At 36.4% G+C, this 20,280-nt stretch carries 22 protein-coding genes and 2 pseudogenes; 10 read left to right on the top strand and 14 right to left on the bottom strand.

What is annotated here, in order from left to right; genetic code table 11:
• Window positions 1-66: 66 nt before the first annotated feature.
• The 4 genes from PR834_RS06270 (at window position 67) to PR834_RS06255 (ending at window position 2,758) form a co-directional block, all read left to right on the top strand.
• Window positions 67-423, top strand: a complete 357-nt coding sequence (locus tag PR834_RS06270; RefSeq protein ID WP_004255879.1) for a hypothetical protein — start codon at window positions 67-69, stop codon at window positions 421-423.
• A gap of 207 nt (window positions 424-630) precedes the next feature.
• Window positions 631-1,038: an acyl-CoA thioesterase gene (locus PR834_RS06265; protein ID WP_004255881.1), complete on the top strand. Its 408-nt coding sequence runs from the start codon at window positions 631-633 to the stop codon at window positions 1,036-1,038.
• A gap of 514 nt (window positions 1,039-1,552) precedes the next feature.
• Window positions 1,553-2,122 carry a tetratricopeptide repeat protein gene (locus PR834_RS06260; protein ID WP_272536527.1) on the top strand — a complete coding sequence of 190 codons (570 nt, stop codon included), beginning with the start codon at window positions 1,553-1,555 and terminating at the stop codon, window positions 2,120-2,122.
• A gap of 198 nt (window positions 2,123-2,320) precedes the next feature.
• Window positions 2,321-2,758 carry a universal stress protein gene (locus tag PR834_RS06255; RefSeq protein WP_004255887.1) on the top strand — a complete coding sequence of 146 codons (438 nt, stop codon included), beginning with the start codon at window positions 2,321-2,323 and terminating at the stop codon, window positions 2,756-2,758.
• Window positions 2,759-2,952: 194 nt separating this feature from the next.
• Here the strand turns inward: PR834_RS06255 and PR834_RS06250 are convergent, their stop codons facing one another.
• On the bottom strand, window positions 2,953-3,447 hold the full coding sequence (locus PR834_RS06250; protein ID WP_226617109.1) for a GNAT family N-acetyltransferase: 495 nt from the start codon (window positions 3,445-3,447) through the stop codon (window positions 2,953-2,955).
• 90 nt (window positions 3,448-3,537) lie between these two features.
• Window positions 3,538-4,791, bottom strand: a complete 1,254-nt coding sequence (gene agp / locus PR834_RS06245) for a bifunctional glucose-1-phosphatase/inositol phosphatase (protein ID WP_164455791.1) — start codon at window positions 4,789-4,791, stop codon at window positions 3,538-3,540.
• A gap of 221 nt (window positions 4,792-5,012) precedes the next feature.
• On the opposite strand from agp, the gene PR834_RS06240 reads away from it, so the two are divergent.
• Entirely contained in the window at window positions 5,013-5,459 is a 447-nt protein-coding gene (locus tag PR834_RS06240) for a GNAT family N-acetyltransferase (protein ID WP_272536526.1), read from the top strand.
• Window positions 5,456-6,010, top strand: a complete 555-nt coding sequence (locus tag PR834_RS06235) for a GNAT family N-acetyltransferase (protein WP_196725224.1) — start codon at window positions 5,456-5,458, stop codon at window positions 6,008-6,010. Before PR834_RS06240 ends, PR834_RS06235 begins: the two co-directional genes overlap by 4 nt.
• Before the next feature lie 91 nt (window positions 6,011-6,101).
• Here PR834_RS06235 and fdnI read toward each other — a convergent pair whose 3' ends face one another.
• The 5 genes from fdnI to PR834_RS06210 all read right to left on the bottom strand — a co-directional run bounded on the left by fdnI (window position 6,102) and on the right by PR834_RS06210 (window position 11,761).
• Window positions 6,102-6,758, bottom strand: coding sequence for a formate dehydrogenase-N subunit gamma (gene fdnI / locus PR834_RS06230; protein ID WP_004255903.1), 657 nt, complete (start codon window positions 6,756-6,758; stop codon window positions 6,102-6,104).
• Entirely contained in the window at window positions 6,751-7,638 is an 888-nt protein-coding gene (gene fdxH / locus PR834_RS06225) for a formate dehydrogenase subunit beta (protein ID WP_272536525.1), read from the bottom strand. Before fdxH ends, fdnI begins: the two co-directional genes overlap by 8 nt.
• A 10-nt stretch (window positions 7,639-7,648) precedes the next feature.
• Window positions 7,649-10,696 (bottom strand): formate dehydrogenase-N subunit alpha, encoded by a 3,048-nt coding sequence (gene fdnG / locus PR834_RS06220; protein ID WP_137019095.1) that lies wholly within the window; start codon window positions 10,694-10,696, stop codon window positions 7,649-7,651.
• Between the two features lie 411 nt (window positions 10,697-11,107).
• Window positions 11,108-11,431, bottom strand: a complete 324-nt coding sequence (locus PR834_RS06215; RefSeq protein WP_004255956.1) for a YnfA family protein — start codon at window positions 11,429-11,431, stop codon at window positions 11,108-11,110.
• A gap of 63 nt (window positions 11,432-11,494) precedes the next feature.
• Entirely contained in the window at window positions 11,495-11,761 is a 267-nt protein-coding gene (locus PR834_RS06210) for a DUF2798 domain-containing protein (RefSeq protein ID WP_094960756.1), read from the bottom strand.
• Window positions 11,762-12,083: 322 nt separating this feature from the next.
• Here PR834_RS06210 and PR834_RS06205 point away from each other — a divergent pair.
• Window positions 12,084-12,268, top strand: a pseudogene (locus tag PR834_RS06205) (LysR family transcriptional regulator); the annotation flags it as partial.
• A gap of 27 nt (window positions 12,269-12,295) precedes the next feature.
• Window positions 12,296-12,698, top strand: a pseudogene (locus PR834_RS06200) (NAD(P)H-dependent oxidoreductase); the annotation flags it as partial.
• Window positions 12,699-12,763: 65 nt separating this feature from the next.
• Here PR834_RS06200 and PR834_RS06195 read toward each other — a convergent pair.
• Window positions 12,764-13,054: a putative quinol monooxygenase gene (locus tag PR834_RS06195; RefSeq protein WP_004255970.1), complete on the bottom strand. Its 291-nt coding sequence runs from the start codon at window positions 13,052-13,054 to the stop codon at window positions 12,764-12,766.
• Between the two features lie 311 nt (window positions 13,055-13,365).
• The gene (gene add / locus PR834_RS06190; RefSeq protein WP_196725223.1) at window positions 13,366-14,394 is read right to left on the bottom strand and encodes an adenosine deaminase; all 1,029 of its coding nucleotides are present in this window, start codon (window positions 14,392-14,394) and stop codon (window positions 13,366-13,368) included.
• A 135-nt stretch (window positions 14,395-14,529) separates the two neighbouring features.
• Between add and PR834_RS06185 the strand changes: the two genes are divergently transcribed.
• On the top strand, window positions 14,530-15,198 hold the full coding sequence (locus PR834_RS06185; protein WP_181489573.1) for a Crp/Fnr family transcriptional regulator: 669 nt from the start codon (window positions 14,530-14,532) through the stop codon (window positions 15,196-15,198).
• Between the two features lie 50 nt (window positions 15,199-15,248).
• Here PR834_RS06185 and PR834_RS06180 read toward each other — a convergent pair whose 3' ends face one another.
• The 5 genes from PR834_RS06180 to PR834_RS06160 all read right to left on the bottom strand — a co-directional run bounded on the left by PR834_RS06180 (window position 15,249) and on the right by PR834_RS06160 (window position 18,731).
• On the bottom strand, window positions 15,249-15,677 hold the full coding sequence (locus tag PR834_RS06180) for a TOBE domain-containing protein (protein ID WP_004255976.1): 429 nt from the start codon (window positions 15,675-15,677) through the stop codon (window positions 15,249-15,251).
• 16 nt (window positions 15,678-15,693) lie between these two features.
• Complete coding sequence (locus PR834_RS06175) at window positions 15,694-16,452, bottom strand: YnfC family lipoprotein (RefSeq protein WP_110591491.1); 759 nt, start codon at window positions 16,450-16,452, stop codon at window positions 15,694-15,696.
• Between the two features lie 191 nt (window positions 16,453-16,643).
• Window positions 16,644-17,537, bottom strand: coding sequence for a pirin family protein (locus PR834_RS06170; RefSeq protein WP_096864199.1), 894 nt, complete (start codon window positions 17,535-17,537; stop codon window positions 16,644-16,646).
• A 27-nt stretch (window positions 17,538-17,564) separates the two neighbouring features.
• Window positions 17,565-17,843, bottom strand: coding sequence for a GNAT family N-acetyltransferase (locus tag PR834_RS06165; protein ID WP_409373453.1), 279 nt, complete (start codon window positions 17,841-17,843; stop codon window positions 17,565-17,567).
• A gap of 204 nt (window positions 17,844-18,047) precedes the next feature.
• Window positions 18,048-18,731, bottom strand: coding sequence for a hypothetical protein (locus PR834_RS06160; RefSeq protein WP_187367839.1), 684 nt, complete (start codon window positions 18,729-18,731; stop codon window positions 18,048-18,050).
• A gap of 1,045 nt (window positions 18,732-19,776) precedes the next feature.
• Between PR834_RS06160 and tssB the strand changes: the two genes are divergently transcribed.
• Window positions 19,777-20,277, top strand: a complete 501-nt coding sequence (tssB, locus tag PR834_RS06155) for a type VI secretion system contractile sheath small subunit (RefSeq protein ID WP_004255987.1) — start codon at window positions 19,777-19,779, stop codon at window positions 20,275-20,277.
• Window positions 20,278-20,280 lie beyond the last annotated feature (3 nt).

Below are 20,280 nucleotides of genomic sequence, written 5' to 3'. Positions count from 1 at the left end.
GGTTTTTTTATTGCCTATTGTGGCTCTATTGCTTAGTATTCGAAACTTAAATCAAATGGAGTGATTATGAATAAATTACTATTAGCAATAACGATTTCACTATTAAGCGCCACTGCTTTCGCTGAAAAAACGTATACCGTAGAGCAATTAGAGGACATGATTGCTGACAACAATAAACCACAAATTGCCGTGCCGGTTTTAAATGGCTCAATAGCAAAAGACGACTTTCCAACGTGTAAATCAGGGTTAATCGAGTGGCTTGAAGGCGTTGAAAAATACCCTGTTACCATTGAAAAAGATATTGATGGCGAAGATTTTTCTGCCACTATTTGGGCTGAATCTAATGCGTTTTTAGTTTCTTGCGTTAAAAATGGCAGCAATGCAAAAGCAGTTCGCATGAGCGCCGAATATTTAGATAATTAACCCCCATCTTTTTTCAGCAATTTAAAGGCTCATTGTCTAGTTTTGAGTCTTTAATATTTCCCCCTATTTTTCCTAAATACGAAAATATGAAAAAACTTTTCAACTGGAACGATTCACTTCACATTTATTGCTGAATTAAATTGAGAGGAGTATTACACTTGGTCTTTAACATTTCTAATACACCCAGTAACAATTGTAAGGCAGACCATGAGCTCCATCGCTGACGATGTCATCGCACAAAAAATTGAGCAATCCATTTCTCGCGTCTCTAAAGTCGTATTTCCAACAACGACTAACCACCACAGTACTTTGTTTGGTGGTACCGCCCTAGCTTGGATGGATGAAGTTTCTTTTATTACCGCAACACGGTTTAGCCGTAAACGCCTCGTTACGGTATCAACTGAGAAAATTAACTTTACCCACCCAATCCCTTCAGGGACCATTGTTGAGTTAGTAGGTAAAGTTATTCGAGTCGGAAGAACCAGTTTAACGGTCAACGTATCGATTTTTCTAGAAGATATGTATTCAGATGGTCGTGAAGAAGTAATACATGGCCAGTTTAATTTTGTTGCAATTGATGACAACGGAAAACCCACGCCATTATTTGAGTCATAAGCTTTCTTAAGCCGTTAAAGTAAAAATTTTTCGCATATTGCTGAAGGTGTGAATTCTGTAAATTTCGATTCACACCTTTCTTATAGCACATACTATTTAATTTATTTTTTCACTTTTTATGTGTTTTATATTGAGATTTTATTAGCATAAGATATTTTTCTAAAATAATCGCCCAAAGCTTACTTATATTACCACCTGATTTATATGATTTTTCAACCACTTTCTTTATTAAGATCTTGTTACGATAAACACATAAAATGACTAAGAAACATTAAATTTCATACTTCAATATATTGTAATTTTTATTACATATTGATATTTTTCAATTAAAATCGTAGAGTATAGAAGTAATCAATTATCCTAAAAATGCGTAAAAAGATGAGCGTGTAGCTTATTTTACATTACGTATTTTGATGTAAATTCTCTTTGTATAATATACTTTGTTGACAGTAAATCTCATCGAGACATTTTATTAAAAAATAGAAATAAACAACGCTAATATAAGACATCAATCATGCTTAGAATTCTCTCATTTATTATTTTATGTGCTTTTTCAATTAACCTAAGTGTTGCTGCAGTTCCCAAAGAAACCATCAAACGTATCGAACAGGAGGCACAAAAAGGGGATATAAAAGCGCAAGTCATGTTGGGAATTGGCTATTACCTTGGGAATGAGCTTAAACAGGACTATGGTAAAGCAAAAAAATGGCTAACGATGGCATCAAATAAAGGTAATTCTGATGCTCAGTTATTTTTAGGTGATATGTATTTAAACGGTAATGGTGTTGAAGCCAACCTCGAAACTGCCATGGATCTGTTTGAGAAATCAGCCAATAAAGGCAATGTTGAAGCTCAGAATTATATGGGCCAATTTTACTATCAAGGTATTGGTGTAAAACAAAACTATATTACGGCTTTTGAATGGTTCAAAAGATCTGCTGATAAAAAATTCCCACCAGCGCAATATCAAGTAGGTAAAATGCTAGAAAGTGGTGAAGGAATTGAAATAAACGAAAAATCTGCAGCTGAATATCTAGCTCAAGCCTGTAAAGCTGGTTTAAAAGAAGCCTGCGTAAAAAAATAAATCTGACTTAGTATTTCCCGCCATTTGCCTGATGTCGCTCATTATAATGACATCGGGCACTTCTATTTTTTGATAAAAAATCTTATTACGGCTACTTGCTCACACCCTTTCACCAATAAATTCATTACTATTAATAATCAAATTCACAATGTATGATATTGGTCTAAGCTTATAATATAAAAGAAAAAGGGAGATATTATGTACAATACAATTTTAGTACCGATCGATGTAACCGAAGATGCTCTCACTAATTTATTAGTTCCTCATGTTAACTCACTACAAAAATTGAACGATGCAACAGTACACTTTCTTGCCGTAACCGCACCAATTTCAAATTATTTGCGCTACGGTGGCACAATCTTACCAGGGGACTTCCCTGATGATGAAAAACAAGCTGAAATCATTCTTAGCGAGTTAAAAGAAAAAATTAAATTATTTGATATCCCTGCAGATAAAGTAAAGGCAAAAGCAACCGTCGGTTCTGTTAAAGACGAAATTTTGGCAACAGCAGAAGATATTAACGCCGATATAATTTTATTAGGTTCGCGCCGCCCGAGTATGTCAACCTATTTGCTCGGTTCTAATGCCGCATCAGTAGTTCGCTATGCGAAAACTAGCGTATTAGTCGTTCGATAATAAAGGCTAAAGTGCTATTTGCTGCCAAATAAACGCATTTTACAAATAAAAGGTTTAGCCTTAATGATTGTTACAAAAAACAGCAAAGACACACACTTTATGAGGCTATTTATGCACTCATTTAGGGTAAATTAAAGACTCATAAACATTTTCGTGACTTTCACGCCCTGCTTTTTTAGCAGGGTTTTTTTATGCTATAAAACTGATGAATGTTTTAATCTAAAACGCTTAAAAGGAATACCGTCAAAATCAACGATGGCTTCCTCAATAAAACCATAACGCAAAATTGCTGATACTTTCTTACGTGTTAACGGTAAGTGTATCGTGACTGACTCAACCTTCAATGATGTAAATGCCTTATTAATTATATTATTAACAATATATTTTCCCTTTCCCCAAAACTTAGGATGTAAAACTAAAGCTAAATCCGCATCGCCCGCTTCATTTTGTAGCCCTCCCCAACCAGCAAACTGGCCATCAACTATAATGGCCCATACGCCATAGCCATATTGCTCCCAATGCTGCTCTTTTCCTATGACCCACTGACGGCAGGCCTGTTCATCGAATTGATTACTCCCTAAAGGCATATGTTCGAGTACGGCTGGATGAGTATTTAATGCGATAAGATCTGCAATACTAATTTGATTTAGCTGTAAAAACTGAATAGGCATCGTGACTGTTTTGTCCACATAAGAGATTCATAAACCGAAAATATAATTTAGCTATCATCCCAAAAAATAATGCCCCACTCAAGTTAGCGGGGCACTTAGGCTTTGTTATTACTGCTCTAGGGCTGTCGCCATGACTTTTTGGAAATCCTCCCAAGAACAATAGCCGCTTTTATCAATTGGACACCCTTTTAGCTCTAATGTGATATGTTTAGGAGGGGTCTGTAATGATAAATAGGTGTTATCCCTCAGCTGATCTGCTGTTTGATAAACATATTCTACTTTCATAAAATCTTTATTAGCTTGCTTATCCGTCCAGCGTTGGAATACTAATTTCCCCCCAATCGGGGTATGCTCATACTGCTCTGGTAATTGATATGGCTTAAAATCCATTGCTGACATCAATGACGCAATATTCGAATCATGACCGACTAAGAATATAAATTTTGCGGTTTCTCCTTTATCGACCGAAACAAAACCTTTATCGATATAATTTAATATTGGATGTGCGACATTTTTGGCAATAATTTTTGGTGTAAATAACGTTTCTTGGTAAGCATTTTTTAACGTATTCAGTTTTTTCCATTTTTCAGGGGTATTCACAAGCCCCCAAGCGACTTCATTTGCAGGAAAACCTTCATAGTATTGAAGGTCTATTGCATCCACCGCTGAATTTGCAATTTTTAATGGACCACTGACGCCCGGTTCTTTTTCTGCTTCAATAATAAAACTGTTTTTTTGACTATTTAAATTACATAGCTTATCTGTTTTACATTTTTGAGAATCTTTAATATTCAATACACTATCTAATTCTTCATAACCCGCAGTTAGTGATAAACCTTTAAAATATTTTTCCATCTCAGCGAGTGCCTGTTGCTTAAATTCAGGAGAGGCATTCGTAATAATTGGGTTAAAAACAGGGTCCATCTTACCAATTTCAGGCTGATGATGAATATTTACTTTGCATCCTGGAAAGGCTCCTGCTGCAAAAAATTGGGCAGTTGCTATCGTCCTTTGTAGACTATTTGTATAAAGGTATATATCTTCGTTACTCGTTGGACACAGTTCATCTGCAAGTAATTTATTTTGGTCTATCCATTCCCTAAAATAATGCCCCATATAGACTTCAAGTGCGCCACCTTTCGTTGTGAGATATCCACTTTGTGCATCCCAAGCAGGCCATTTTTTATCAGTTACTTCAGTAAGAATACCGGTATTTACAATAGGTGTACGTAAATTATGGCGACTAAGGACTAAAACTTGATCCAAAACCATATCTGCTTTGGTCTCTGTATCCGCCAATGCAGGTGCAATAGGTGTTAATAATGCCGCGGATAAACAGAGAGTTAGTAATTTATATTTCATTAAGATACCCCTACGATTAAATCAACAAAGAAAAATACGTTTATCGCTATATAAAAAATTTGGCGAGAAAATTACGCCGTAACTTATCTAATAATGACGAAGTTGACTTTTTTTTCTGCGATAAATATCTCAAAAACAACCTTAAAGTAAATTTAAAACCAGCGGTTGACATAAGAAAAGCAAAAGTTAATATTTTCCAGTCAATATACGGAGACAATATAATGATAGTCCAAAGCGCTACACGTGCACACGATGATGATATTATTCGTGTTTGGGAGTCTTCAGTGAGGGCAACTCACCATTTTTTAACTGAAGAAAAAATTGCTGAACTAAAAATTGCTATCAAAGATATTTATTTACCACATTTAGCTGTTTTTGTGACATTCGATAGCGCAGGCAATATGACCGGTTTTCTAGGGTACGATAAACACCGTCTTGAAATGTTATTTATTTCCCAAGAAAATAGAGGCCAAGGCACAGGGAAGAAACTTCTTCAATATGCTATTGATACCTTAGGTATTACTGAGTTGGACGTTAACGAACAAAACCCTCAAGCTATCGGGTTTTATCAGCATATGGGTTTTAAACAATACGCACGTTCTGAATTAGATGGTGAAGGCAATCCATTCCCTATTCTGCACATGCGCCTTAATAAAGAGTCGGCATGAAAATCACTGGATTAGAAACTGCACGTTTGCGGTTACGTGGCTGGCAAGAAGAAGATAAGCAACCACTTTACCAAATGAATAGCCACCCCGATGTCATGCGCTATTTTCCTTCAGTACTAAATGAGCAGCAAAATGCACAATTTATGGAAACCATCATAGATAAATTTGCTCAACAAGGAGGATGGGGACTATGGGCTGTGGAATTGAAATCCAACAAACAATTTATTGGGTTTATTGGTTTAAATATTCCTGCTGCTAATCTGCCCTTTTCCCCTTGTGTTGAAATTGGCTGGCGTTTACTTCCCGAGTATTGGCGTCACGGCTATGCGACTGAAGGGGCTCACGCCGCGATCAAATTTGCATTTGAACAACTAAAGCTAGAAGAGCTCGTTGCGTTCACCGCAGTGGTCAATTTACCATCAGAATCCGTAATGCAAAGACTTGGAATGATAAAACACCCAAATAATTTTTATCACCCTGCACTCCCTGATGGCCATTGGTTACAAGAACATGTGCTGTATCGCATAAAGGCAAGTGACTATTTAAAATAGCCTCATCAATAAAAACTAAACTCGCAAAAACCCCCACAAAAAAGCCATCACAATGTGATGGCTTTAAGTTATTTAGCGTCTGCTGCGTAAATTATTTTTTACTTTCAGCTTCCGCTTTAGCTTCTTTCGCTTCGACATCACGGTACCAACGAGGGTGATGTTTTCTCGCCCAACGGCGGCTAACTTTCCCTTCGATCATTCCGTTGATTGAACCTTTAACCCAAAATGCCATGTACATATGAATTAAAATAGCATGGATCAAGACAATCGCAGCAACAGCATGGATCAACAGCCCCCAACGCACCATCCACATTGGGAATAAATGTGCGAAATAAGGGCGCCAAATAATAATACCGGTGACCAAGAGCACAAAAATCAGGCTCATGATACTCCAGAACATCATTTTTTGGCCGGCGTTATATTTACCGACATCAGCCACTTCATGTTCATTGCCCTTCAATACTTCGACAATATTTTTGATCCAAGGTAAGTCTTGCTTATCTGGAATATTGTGCTTCACAAAGCGAACAAACATAAACATCAGCACGACGAAAATGAGTACGCCAAAGAAAGGGTGTAAAATCCGCCCCATTTGTGGTGTACCAAAGGTTTCCGTCAACCATTTCAGTGTTGGGAAAAATAACGCGATCCCCGACAAAGCAACCAAGAAGAAGCTGATGACAACCGTCCAGTGACACGCGCGGTCAATAAACTTAGTCCGCACAATCATTTTGCTTTTCTTACTCATGGTCATCTTTCTCCTCTTCATCACTCACTTCTTTGTTCGGACCAATTCCCACATAGTGGAAAATCAACCCTGCAAAGGTCGCGATAAATCCAACGACAGAAAGTGGTTTCAAGATGCCCTGCCACAGATTGATTGGCGTATCAATTTGTGGGTCTTTAGGCAGGCCATGATACAGTTCAGGTTTATCAGCATGGTGAAGTACATAAACAACATGCGTACCACCAACGCCTTCAGGATCATAAATTCCCGCTTGCGCATAACCCCGATTTTGCAATTTCGTTACGCGCTCTGCACCGTATTCCAACATTTCTTTTTTCGTACCGAAACGGATAGCACCCGTTGGACAGGTTTTCACACATGCTGGCTCTTGGCCTACACTCACCCTATCAACACACAAGGTACACTTGTACACTCGATTGTCTTTCGGATTTAATCGAGGAATGTTGAATGGGCAACCTGCGATACAATAACCACAACCAATACAGTGCTCTGATTGGAAATCCACAATACCATTTGCGTACTGAATGATTGCTCCTGCTGATGGGCAAGATTTCAAGCATCCAGGGTCGGTACAGTGCATACAGCCATCTTTACGGATCAACCATTCTAGCTTACCCATTTCAGTGGTTTCACTAAAACGCATCACCGTCCACGATTTTGCACTTAAATCCGTTGGGTTATCATAAACCCCAACACAGTGGCCAACTTCGTCACGGATATCATTCCACTCAGAACATGCCACCTGACAAGCTTTACAGCCTATACAGGATGACACATCGATGAGCTTACAGACTTCAAGCTTATCATCACGCGCTTGTGGCGAAGGCGTAATGCTATTGGTCGCGGAACGTTTAATAATGTCTTGAGATTGCATGGACATGTTCCCTCCCTTACGCCTTCTCAATGTTAACTAAGAATGCCTTATACTCAGGTGTCTGAGAGTTAGCATCGCCGACAGACGGCGTTAACGTATTGGTGATAAACCCTTTTTGAGTCGCGCCCTCAAAGCCCCAGTGAATCGGTAGCCCAACAGTTTCAATTGGTTTTCCATCCACCATCAGCGTTTGTAATCGAGGAGTGACAACCGCAACTGCCTTGATAAAACCACGTTTACTGCTGACTTTGACCTTATCGCCTAACGCAATTCCTTTGGCTTTCGCTAGTGTTTCGCTGATTTCAACAAATTGCTCTGGCTGAGCAATCGCGTTCAAGCGAGCATGCTTGGTCCATGTGTGGAAATGCTCTGTTAGACGGTATGTGGTACCTACATAAGGGAAATCTTTGTGGTCGCCAAGACGTTTTTTGTCTTCATCAAAAATTCGCGCTGCTGGGTTAGAAACCACATTCGGGTGCAACGGGTTAGTGCCAAGTGGTGTTTCAAATGGCTCATAATGCTCAGGGAATGGCCCTTCTGCCATCTTATCGATAGCAAATAAACGACCTAAACCTTCTGGTTGCATGATGAATGGCCCTGTTCCCACTTCAGGTGCAGAAGCATTGAAGTCAGGGATATCATTACCGACCCATTTTTTACCATTCCACTCGATAAGCACGCGGTCTTTATTCCACGGTTTACCTTGGGTGTCACAAGAAGCACGGTTATAAATCACACGGCGGTTCAAAGGCCATGCCCATGCCCAACCTAATGTGTTACCGATACCGGATGGGTCGCTGTTATCACGATTAGCCATCTGGTTGCCTTTCTCGGTCCAGCTACCAGTGTAAATCCAGCAAGAAGATGCCGTTGAACCATCCGCACGTAATAAGGCAAATGAGCTGAGCAGCTCGCCTTTTTTCGCTTGTAAGTTACCGTCTGCATCATAAAGATCAACCAGTGCAACACCGTTGTTTTCTTTCGCCACTTCTTCTGATTCAGGATGGAATTGTTGTTTATAATTCCATTTCATTTGCATCAGAGGATCTTGGCCTTGGCCACCTTCTTTCTCATACAATTCCCGGATCTTATACAGAATACCGGTTAAGATTTGGCCATCGTTACGCGCTTCGCCTGGGGCATCTGCGGCTTGCCAGTGCCATTGTAACCAACGGCCTGAGTTGGCTATCGAACCATCTTCTTCTGCAAAACAAGTTGATGGTAAACGGAACACTTCGGTTTGAATCGAAGCCGTATCAACGTCATTCATCTCACCATGATTTTGCCAGAAGTTCGCTGTTTCAGTGACTAATGGGTCAACGACAATCAGGTATTTCAATTTACTGAGGCAGCTAACCACTTTATTCTTATCAGGGAATGAAGCCACAGGGTTAAATCCTTGACAGATATAACCCGTCACTTGGTCCTTGCTCATCATGTCAAAATACTTCATCACATCATAAGCTTGGTCCCATTTAGGCAACCAATCATAACCCCATTGGTTTTCTGCTTGTGCTGAATCCCCATAGAAAGACTTCATCAAACTCACGAAGAATTTAGGATAATTACTCCAGAAATTCACCTGATTTGGCAAGGTCGCTTTTGGTGTATTCGCAGACAGGTAGCTATCAATGTTCTGATGTTTTTCAGAAGGTAATGTCAGGTAACCCGGTAAACTGGTTGATAGTAACCCTAAATCGGTTAAGCCTTGAATGTTCGAGTGCCCGCGTAACGCGTTCACTCCGCCGCCAGCAACCCCCATATTACCTAGCAGTAACTGGATCATCGCCATAGTGCGAATATTTTGTGCGCCAACAGTATGTTGTGTCCAACCTAATGCATACAGGAAAGTCCCAGCTTTATCTGCTGCACTTGTTGTTGCTAAAATTTCACAGACTTTCAAGAAATCGGCTTTTGGCGTTCCACAAATTTGCTCAACGATATCAGGCGTATAGCGTGATACATGTTTGTGAAGTAAATTCCACACACAACGCGGATCTTGTAATGTGTCATCGCGTAATGCGTGACCATTTTCATCAAACTTATAGTTCCAGCTGGTTTTGTCATAGCTACGCTTATCAGCATCATAACCACTAAATAAGCCATCGTTAAAGTCAAAATCGTCTCTAACAATCAATGACGCATTGGTATAGTTCTTAACATACTCAGCATTGATTTTTTGGTTTTCAATCAGGTACAGCAAAACGCCCGATAAAAAGGTAATATCGGTTCCTGAACGGATTGGCACATAATGGTCAGCAACTGATGCAGTACGCGTAAAACGCGGGTCTATGACAATCAGTGTGGCATCATTATTATTTTTCGCTTCAATTGCCCAGCGGAACCCAACAGGGTGTGCTTCCGCAGCATTACCGCCCATTACGACGACAACATCGGCATTTTTGATATCAACCCAGTGGTTGGTCATCGCACCGCGACCAAATGTTGGAGCAAGACTTGCTACCGTTGGTCCGTGTCAGACACGCGCTTGGTTATCAACTGCTAGCATTCCTAGCGATCTAGCGAATTTTTGCGTCAACATTCCCGTTTCGTTACTGGCAGCTGATGCACAAAGCATCCCTGTTGATAACCAACGGTTTACGGTTGTTCCTTCCGCATTTTTTTCAATGAAATTTGCATCGCGGTCATCTTTCATTAAGCGTGCAATGCGTGTGAAAGCATCATCCCAACTAATGCGTTCCCATTTATCAGAGCCTGGTGCTCTATATTCAGGATAACGTAAACGATTTTCGCTTTGGATATAATCGAGTAGGCCAGCCCCTTTAGGGCATAAAGCACCACGGTTTACCGGGTGGTCTGAGTCACCTTCGACATGGAATATCGCGGACTTAGCATTCATGGCGCCATCGCCCATGCTATATATTAGTAATCCACAACCGACAGAACAGTAAGTACAGGTATTACGCGTCTCTTTAGAACGAAGTAATTTATATTCACGTACATTAGCTATTGCCATTCCAGGCATAAAACCTAACGCAGCTACAGTTGTACCTGCCATCCCGCCAGCGCAGATTTTAAAAAACTTTCTGCGACTAACGTTCATTGCTACCTCTTTATATTTTTTGTATAAATCGGTGAGAGAATAGCAGCCTAATATGATTAGATATTGCCTAAAATCAATGAAAGTGAAAATAAAAGTTTAATTAATATTAACTGAGTAGTTAAACATCAATTAAAATTACTACCAATAGAGTATTTATTGTTAAATTGATTTGGATCAAATGTTACATTTTAAAAATTTAAGTTAAACATCATTTCAATTAACATTTCGTAAAAGAAAATAATGTTATTTCTTAGAAAAGAATAACCCTTGTATTTAATTTAAAATTTAACTATGGATTTAGTAATCATTTACTGAAATCCACATAAAGGAATAATTCTGTTGTCGGCTTAAATTCCACGTCACTTTAAAATAAATAATTAATTTTTTAAGGTGACGTGATAACACTGAATTCTATTTCCAACCACTAATAATGATACCGGCTCCGATCAGTACGACTAAAGCACCAACCCAGTCAGTCACGGTAAGAGAAACACCATCAACCACTTTTAGCCAAGCTAATGCCGTGACAATATAAATTCCACCATAAGTCGCATAAATTCGTCCGCTTGCCTCTGGGTGTAATGTGAGTAACCAGACAAATAGCATTAAACTTAAGGCTGCCGGGATCAATAGCCAAGCCCCACCTTGCTTTTTCATCCAAAGATAAGGAAAGTAACAGCCTGCAATTTCAGCCAACGCTGTGATAAAGAACAAACCAATAATTTTTATCGACATAGCAACCCATTCAAAATAATACCCATAAATTCACTATTATATTAGCAACTTTTATCAACACGGTTATGTGGTTTTCACTAACATCAATGAAATACGCCTTGCAATTGGTAAAACAAAAAATACGGTTGGGAAAGCTATCATCCAAGAAAGCATCCACGAGCTCAACCAGGGTGAAAACACGTCACTCGTGAAGCCCAAGGCTCTTATGGTACTAATCAGCGAAACAATTCCACTCATGACAAGGGATAAAAAGAAAGGAACAAGAAAAATCATCGCTCGAGCAGGTAACTTTGGGATACCTAAAATATAATTACGGTCTCGATGTGGCATAAAAAAACTCCAAGGTTAACAGACACACAAAGCACATAACCTATGTGTGGCCAAAAGTTATATGCGTTGGTTAACGTAAACGCTTACGAGTCCTATGACCAATTCCTTCTTATTCTATAATTTGTAAGATTTTTGTCAAAATTTAACAAAATAGAAGCATTAAAAGTTCTTTTAAGAAAAGCGATAGATCAGACTCCAATATGATTAGGTTAAAAGCCTAATAAAACTCCATCTTTTAAAACTTTTAGTTTAAATTTTAATGTCTATCTTTGTTATTATAATAACCACCTTTTCTATCACCTTATTGGCTAACAAAATTATTATGAGAGCAACATCTGAAGAAGCCCGTGTATTTATTGAAGTGGTAGAACAAAAAAGTTTTAGTAAAGCGGCTGATAAACTTAATTTAGCAAATTCCTCGGTAAGCCGAATCGTCAAAAAACTGGAAGAAAACTAGGTGTCAATTTACTTAACCGTACCACAAGGCAAATTGACCTAACTGCTGAGGAGAATGAGGTTAAAAAGTTTCTTTAGGCAGATGCGATTATTTACCAAATACCTGGCTGGTGGATGATGATGCCTTGGACGGTAACAAAATATATGGATGACGTTTATACTCTCCGTCACGGTCATTTATATGCAAATGATGGCCGTACCCGCCAAAATCCAAGCAAGCAATATGGTACCGGGGGCCTACTTCATGGAAAAAGTATATTCTTTCAGTGACTTGGAATGCCCCTATCGATGCATTTGATGAATTTGATAATTTTTTGACGGTCGAGGTGTAGATGGTGTCTATTTTGCCTTTCATAAATCACAACAATTTCTCGGATTGAAAAAATTCCCAACCTTTATGGTTAACGACGTGATCAAAGAACCTAATATTGAAAAATATATCAATGATTATAAAATACATCTCACTGAAATTTTTAATTAATCCATATTCAAAAAGGAATACATTTGTATTCCTTTTTATTATTATTTAGTAATCATTAATTAACATTATGCAATTTTACTTATTAATTTCACATCTAATGAATCGACTTTACCTTCTATCTTCTTAATAAAATCTTGCAAATGCTTTGTAACATTATGTTTATCTAATGACTCCTGATCCTTCCAAATTTCAAAGAAAATAAAAATATTTGGATTAGCATTATCTTGATGTAATTCATATTGAAGACAACCTTCATCCCTATTACTTGGCTCAACGATTGATTTAGTTGCTGCTTTCACAAATTCGACTTCATTATCTTTTGCAATTACTGTCGCAACAATTCTTATTTCTGGCATAAGCTCATCCTGTTATAAATAGATAACTTCAACTCATCTATTTATAACATAATTCTAAGTTAGAATTTAATCTTTATTATTCTATAAATTAGAAAATATTTTTCTAATTTCAATTATATCACCATATTGCAAAAATAGTGTAAAATCAAAATATAATATGATTGGTTTTTAATTACATTATATTTTATCCTAATAATGAGCATAGGATAAGTCTCAGTCAATCGTAATGTGGCAAATTTTAATTTATGCTCATTATTATCTGATACTAATCGGAGAAGGAAGATAAAATCCTCCTTCTCTTTCATTCTACCCTATTGATTTAATACCTTTTTAATCAATAGGGCTTTTTTTTCTTCCTCAATAAAGCTTGCCTGTAATGCATTTATATTACACTCAGTAAAATCAGCAATACCCCAACCAAATATATCATGCAATAATTGGTATTCTTTATTTAATGTTACATTCGCCACTGTTCGCGCATCAGTATTTATATTTAATTTAACGCCCTGCTTCTTCAACTCATTAATAGGATGGTTTTCAATACTGTCAAAGACATTGCACACTAAATTGCAACTTGGGCAAACTTCAAGTAATACATTTAACGCTTTGAGCTTTTTAATCGTATTTGAATTTTCAATACTTCTTACCCCATGTCCAATACGTGACACTTTTAATATATCCAATGTTTCAATCACACTTTCATAGCCTAAAGCCTCACCAGCATGTGCGATAACATTCCCTCCATGTTCCCTGACATACTTAAATGCCATTTCATGATTACCTAGTGAAAAACGGGCCTCATCTGCTGCTAAATCTAGTGCTACAACACCACGATATTGATACTCCACAACTAACTTTGCCGTTTCAAGACTTTGAGAGGCAGTAAAATGCCTCAAGGTACACAAAATCAAGCCCGCTTCTATTTCATACTTTTTAACTGCTGAATTAATCGCATCTAATGTTATATCAACAACTTCTCGGCTTGAAAGGCCTTGCTGAGTATGTAATAAAGGAGCAAACCGAATTTCGGCATAAATCACATTATCCATTTTGAATTGCTCAAACAAATCATCAACAGCCAGCACAATTGCAGATTTTGTCTGTAATATATTAAGTTGCGGTTCAATACAACGTAGAAAATCGCCAAGATCCTCGCATCTCGTTGGCGCAATAAAACCTTGTTTGAATTCATTAAACGTGAGTGTCGGAATAGCTTGTTTAACATAAGAAAAACTTAAACACGTATCTAAATGCACATGTAGTTCCACTTTTGGCATAGCGTTAATTGCTGTTTTTATACTTTTAGTAAATCCGCTTAAAGGTTTTAAAGACGCTTTCATGTTAGTATCCTGCGAGTTATTTTTGAATAAGCTTGCAGAGTTATTGCCATTTTAAAAAGGACATATGTCCTTTATTGCATACACCAATTTATGTCATACTGTTCTCCGAAAAGACCCATACTGAGAGAATAAATAGTGAAAAAAATTACCTCTTCTGAAAAAATTGAAGAATATTTTACTCTCTATCAGCTTGATAAAATTCTATCTGAGGAAACAATAAAGTCTGCAAAACTGCTTAAAATAGATACGTCTGAATACTTAATATCACAAAATGACAAAATTAATTTTATTTACTTTCTTGTTGCGGGAAAACTACAGGTTGAACGTTATGAAATAAACGGTGAACATGTTATTTTTTCATTTGAAAATGCCTTTTCAGTTATTGGTGATTTAGAGTTATTTCAGAATAATGACAGCAAAAAAAACCGTATCTATAGTACAATACAGGCAATTACTGAGTGTTATTTACTGGCATTTCCGTTACAGGTTATTCAGAAAAAAGAGCTTAACTCCCCTATTTTTTTACAGTTTATCTGTCAACATCTTAGCAAAAAGCTTTTTAATGCATCACAGCTACACTCTTCCTCTTCATTCTCTGCTGAATATAAATTGAGGCGCTATTTAATTTTTGCCGAAAGCCAGTATGGTTCTGAATTTAAATTGGAAAATCGCGATTCATTAGCTGCTATGCTCGGTGTATCTGTCAGGCAATTAAACCGTACACTAGTGAAATTAATTGAAAGGAAACTTATTGAACTTAAAGGTAAACACATTAAAATTATTGACCTAGAAAGCGCGTCATGATTACAAACGAATTACAAAAGGCTGCCATGACAGCCCTTCAATATTTTGCACTACTTCTTAGTTGCCAAAATAACACTAGAAGCTTTGATAATCGCAGTCACTTTACTTTTAACATTTAACCCCAACTCTACGGTACTATTATTTGTCACCACCGCAGATAACAAAGTTCCTGCAGTGGTTTTTAAATTTACCACAGAATTAACGCTTCCTTTTTCAATGGATTCAATTACACCATTAAATTGATTACGAGCAGAGAAATTATACTCTTCAGCGTTAGATACTAATACAACCCAAGGCGCTTTTATTACTGCTGTCGCCAGTTTACCTTTTTCTAAACCGAGTTGTTTAGTACTATTTTTGGTAATCACTGCCGCAATGCTTTCACCATGACCTAAATCGAGTATAACTTCATCATTTACCGCTCCCATTACAATTGAATCAACAACACCTGACAATTGGTTTCTTGCAGAAATAGCCATTGAATATCTCCTATACTTAATAAAAGTCGACTTCAGTAGTACTGTTTTTTAGTAGTTTAATCTCATTGCCATTCGAATTAAGACTTAAAATAAAGTCACATTTATAGGCAATATTCTTAGCGTTATAATCACACTTAGAATTGACGAGTAATATTGTTTGCCCCAACGCGCGTATGTCCATCATGTGATCAAACGGCTTACTCATATCTTTCCCATAAGTTACTATAGTCTCTGATATGATTGCATTATCTTTAAAATATTTTATCGTTGTTGGAAGTTTAAATTCATTATAATCATTTTTGCTATATTGTTTTTTCGTGTCAGCAAGCAGTGAGCCAGCAATAATGCCATCTTGGTTATATTGGTAGATTAATTCACCATTCGAATCTTTTTTAGACATTATTTGACAGTTATCACCTATCACCATTTCGACAGGCCCACTAACATCTCGACCAATCAATTTATTTTTAACTCGCTTTACAAAAAGATAGTTATGAGCACCATTTAAATACTCATCTTTCTTTTGATCAAAAGAAAAACTTTCCACACAACCATCATGACCAATTTTTAACATTGATTCATAATTAATTGATTTATCCTCATTATAAACAACTGATTTTATTTGCTTAACAGCACCTCTAACAGGATTGAAATCATAAAGCTGAGCCAGATTAAACACCACTGGGTTATATTGCTGTTCTTGAAACGCTAATGATGCAAAAGAAACAGGGAATAAACTTAAATAAATGATTCCCAATAGGTATTTTTTACTCATTTTTATCGTCTACCTCTAACGGCTACGGCTTGTTTTGACTTAAAAATAGCCTTTTGTATACATATTATCAGTTTTTCGATAAAAGTCAGGTTATGAACTCATAAACTTAGTACTAAAAACGAGCCTTAAATTAAATTTAAGGCCATTCTCGGTTTGCTTAAAATAAATAACAAAGAAGTTACTTAAATTGATTATGGCATAATTGGAGCCAGTGTAGGGTTGCGTTCATCATTAAAAACACGGCCAAAACGTGGGTTTCCTTGGTTCCATTCCTCAACAGCAGCATGAATATCAGCTTTAGTTCGACCAATAAAATTCCACCACATTAGTACAGATTCATTTAAAGGCTCACCACCGAGCAATAAAATATGACTATCTGAAGCTAGCTCTACAGAAATTTCAGTGATACTTTTGCCTAAATAAATTAATTCATTACTATTCACTTGCTGCCCTTCAATAACGGCACTTCCACTTACAACAAAAATACCGTATTCAAATTCAGAGCATAACGTTAAAACTTGTCGAGCGGTTTTCTTAGCAATAATATCGAGCCCGACCAAAGGGGAAAATGTCAGTGTTGGTGCTTTATAAGTACCATATTCCCCAACTAATAAGTTGAAATGCATTTCTCCTTCAGACCATCGAGGTAGCGTAGGATAATGGTCAAAACGTGGAGAAATATCTTTAACTGCTTCCGGTAAAGCGATCCACAGTTGTACAGCATGTAATTGGCGACTTTCTCCGTAGGTATCTTCGGAATGGCTGATCCCATAACCTGCCGTCATTAAATTGACCTGTCCTGGCCGAATAACCTGTTCATAACCAAGACTATCTCGATGTAATACTTCACCTTCAATCATCCAAGTGAATGTTTGTAAAGCGGTATGAGGGTGAGGTGATACCTTCATTCCCTCTGAATCTCCTTTAAAAACCGTAGGTCCAGCATGGTCAAGAAAGCACCAAGCACCTATTAGTCTACGTTCTCTTGTCGGTAAAACTCGTGCAACAGGAAGCCCACCAACATCTTTTGAGCGTGCTGTAATTAACTGTAAATTAAGTATTTTATCATTATTTTGAATACTCATGCTGACCTCATCAGTAATTAGTAAATATTATTGGCGGATATCATTGTATTCAGGTGTTCTATCGAATATTGCTTTTGCAAAAGGGCATAACGGAATAATTTTTCGACCCTCCTCTCTCATTCGCTCAACAACCTTAGCAACTAGTAACTTTGCAATGCCTTGTCCTTTTAAGCTTTCATCAACCACTGTATGGTCAATAATCACCAGCTCATCGCCAGTATAAACAAAGGTTATCTCAGCAATGCGAGTTTGCTTGTCATCAGATAAAATAAAAAAGCTATGGTGATCAGATTGGATATTCATCATAAATAACGCCCTCTAAATTAAATCAATTTAACTTAGAGTATGTAACGTATGCTAAAAAGACAATATTCTACAATTGTCGATGTGATCCAAATATTTTGAAGTTAGAATGTGGATAAAAGGAGAAAAAATGTTGCGACAGCGCTTAACTAGAGATTAAATTTAGTTTAACGCTGTTTTTCAATTGGTTAATTAATGTTCATCACATTAGTTTTCAGAAAAATTACTTATCACTGTATAGGTTAATGAGTTTTCTGAACTATCGATAACTTTTAATTTTACATTTCGATAAGAAATAATATCGCTATTCTTGAGGTTATACTGAATAGTATCGCCAAACCCTTGATTCTCAATATTCGAACCTATTTTCTGATAACTAACATCAACAACATGGCCATTTATCCCATTGAAAATTAAGGCTTCTTCAAATGAGTTACCATCAGTATTATTTAGTTTTACTTGTTCGATTTGTGCTTTATCACTACAAACAGCAACATTAACATCTGTTACGATACAAATCTCATTAGGAGTAGAGTCTTTTTTAATTAAAAGTGAATTCCAAGGCTGCCCTAAAACCTCAACAACGACCGAACCAGAGTCAACTATTTGGTCTGGCATATAAAAATCGCCTTTATCACTTGACCCCACTTTTTTGAATACACCTGGAATAATTTTGTAAGCCAAATCTATCTGCACAGGGTTTAATATTTTAATTCCGTCTATTTCGCTAATGTTGCCTTCTCTTACTAAGGGTTGCCCTACTGTAATATGGTTCACCTGACCTATTCGGGGTTCACTAATTTTCTGTGATTCAGGAACATAGTTATACTCAGTCACTGCACATCCAGATAAAGAAACAATACAAAAAACTGGAACTAATAATTTATTCATCTTGATAAAATCCATGGCATTAAGATATTAAATATTATCTTTATAAAACAATTTCAACAAGTTACTAATTATGTTCCTGCTAGCTAATAGATAGGAAACCTTCGGCTTATCATTCACTTTGAAATTTTTCCATTTTAATGAAGCCGACAACTACAATAATAGAACTGATACATTGCCCACAAATGATTATGATAATCATTTGTGATAATAAATTTACCTTAAGGTGTTAAAAAAAAAAGAGTTATTGAATTTATAGTCCAGGCTCTTCCATTGGCTGAATAGGGTTTGTTACAAATAATAAAATATTTATTTTTATAACTTGTTGAAATTTGTCTTTTACCTCATAGAGTTTCCCAATCATCCTAATTTATGTGATTTACAATTTCATTTCTTACTCAATCAAGAGGTAATTATGACTTCATCATGTCAACATTAATACTTCCGTTCATTTTCAAACTTTTCATATAAAAACATAAGATGATCCCCCTATAAATTTCATATTAATTTTGTAAAAAAATAAATCTCATTTCTCTTTAATAAAATTAAATAGATAATCAAATTAAATTATGTAAGAAAAATATATGAATATGTTACATGCTGTAAAAAATTGATTTACATCACAGACTTTTCATACTTAATTTTCTTAAACAAGATTTATCTAGCGTGCAAAAATACTTATACTTATCATTATTCTGATAAAAAAATCGCCATATACACTATGAATACGCATTATTAGATTATGAGTAAAATTTTCAACTAAAATACCCCATGAAAATAGAATACATTTCAAACTAAATATCACGAAATTATATTCAAATAACAATTTACATGTTGATCCTAAGTTAAATTTGTATATTATTAACAAACTAAAAAATACAACATAAAAATTTGATAGTTTAAACACCTTTCTGGGAAAAAAATTCTTAACATAGAATCTGTTCTGTGTAGGGAACTGTATGCTCTAAATTTATTATTAATTTTTAATTTAGGCATTTGAATTTATGGAATGAAGTTATCGTATACTCATACAAGGAGATTCACTTAAATGAGTAAGAAAAATCTCGGTAGTGTTGCCCCTAAAGAAAGAATTAATATCAAATATACACCTAATACAGGTGGAGCTCAGGCTGAAGTTGAACTTCCTTTAAATATGCTGATTGTGGGTGATATGACAGGTAAAACTGAAGATACCCCAATAGAAGAACGAAAAGCAATTTCAATTAATCAAAACAATTTCAATTCAGTTATGGAAAGTGCAGGTATTAATTTAAATATCAACGTCCGTAATACACTTGAAAACACCAATGATTCTGAGCTTAATGTCAATCTAGATGTAAAATCTCTGCAAGATTTTTCACCAGATAATATTGCTCGCCAAGTTCCTGAGTTAAACAAACTTCTTGAATTACGAGAAGCTTTAGTTGCATTAAAAGGTCCTCTAGGCAATGTCCCTGCTTTTAGAAAGCGTCTTCAAGAATTACTTGAAAATAAAGAAACACGCGAACAACTTCTAAAAGAACTCGATATTGCCGCTAATCAAAAATAATGT

Source organism: Providencia sp. PROV182 (assembly GCF_028480325.1).
In the GTDB taxonomy this organism is placed as follows: domain Bacteria; phylum Pseudomonadota; class Gammaproteobacteria; order Enterobacterales; family Enterobacteriaceae; genus Providencia; species Providencia hangzhouensis.
This window is presented reverse-complemented; position numbering and strand designations above follow the sequence as displayed.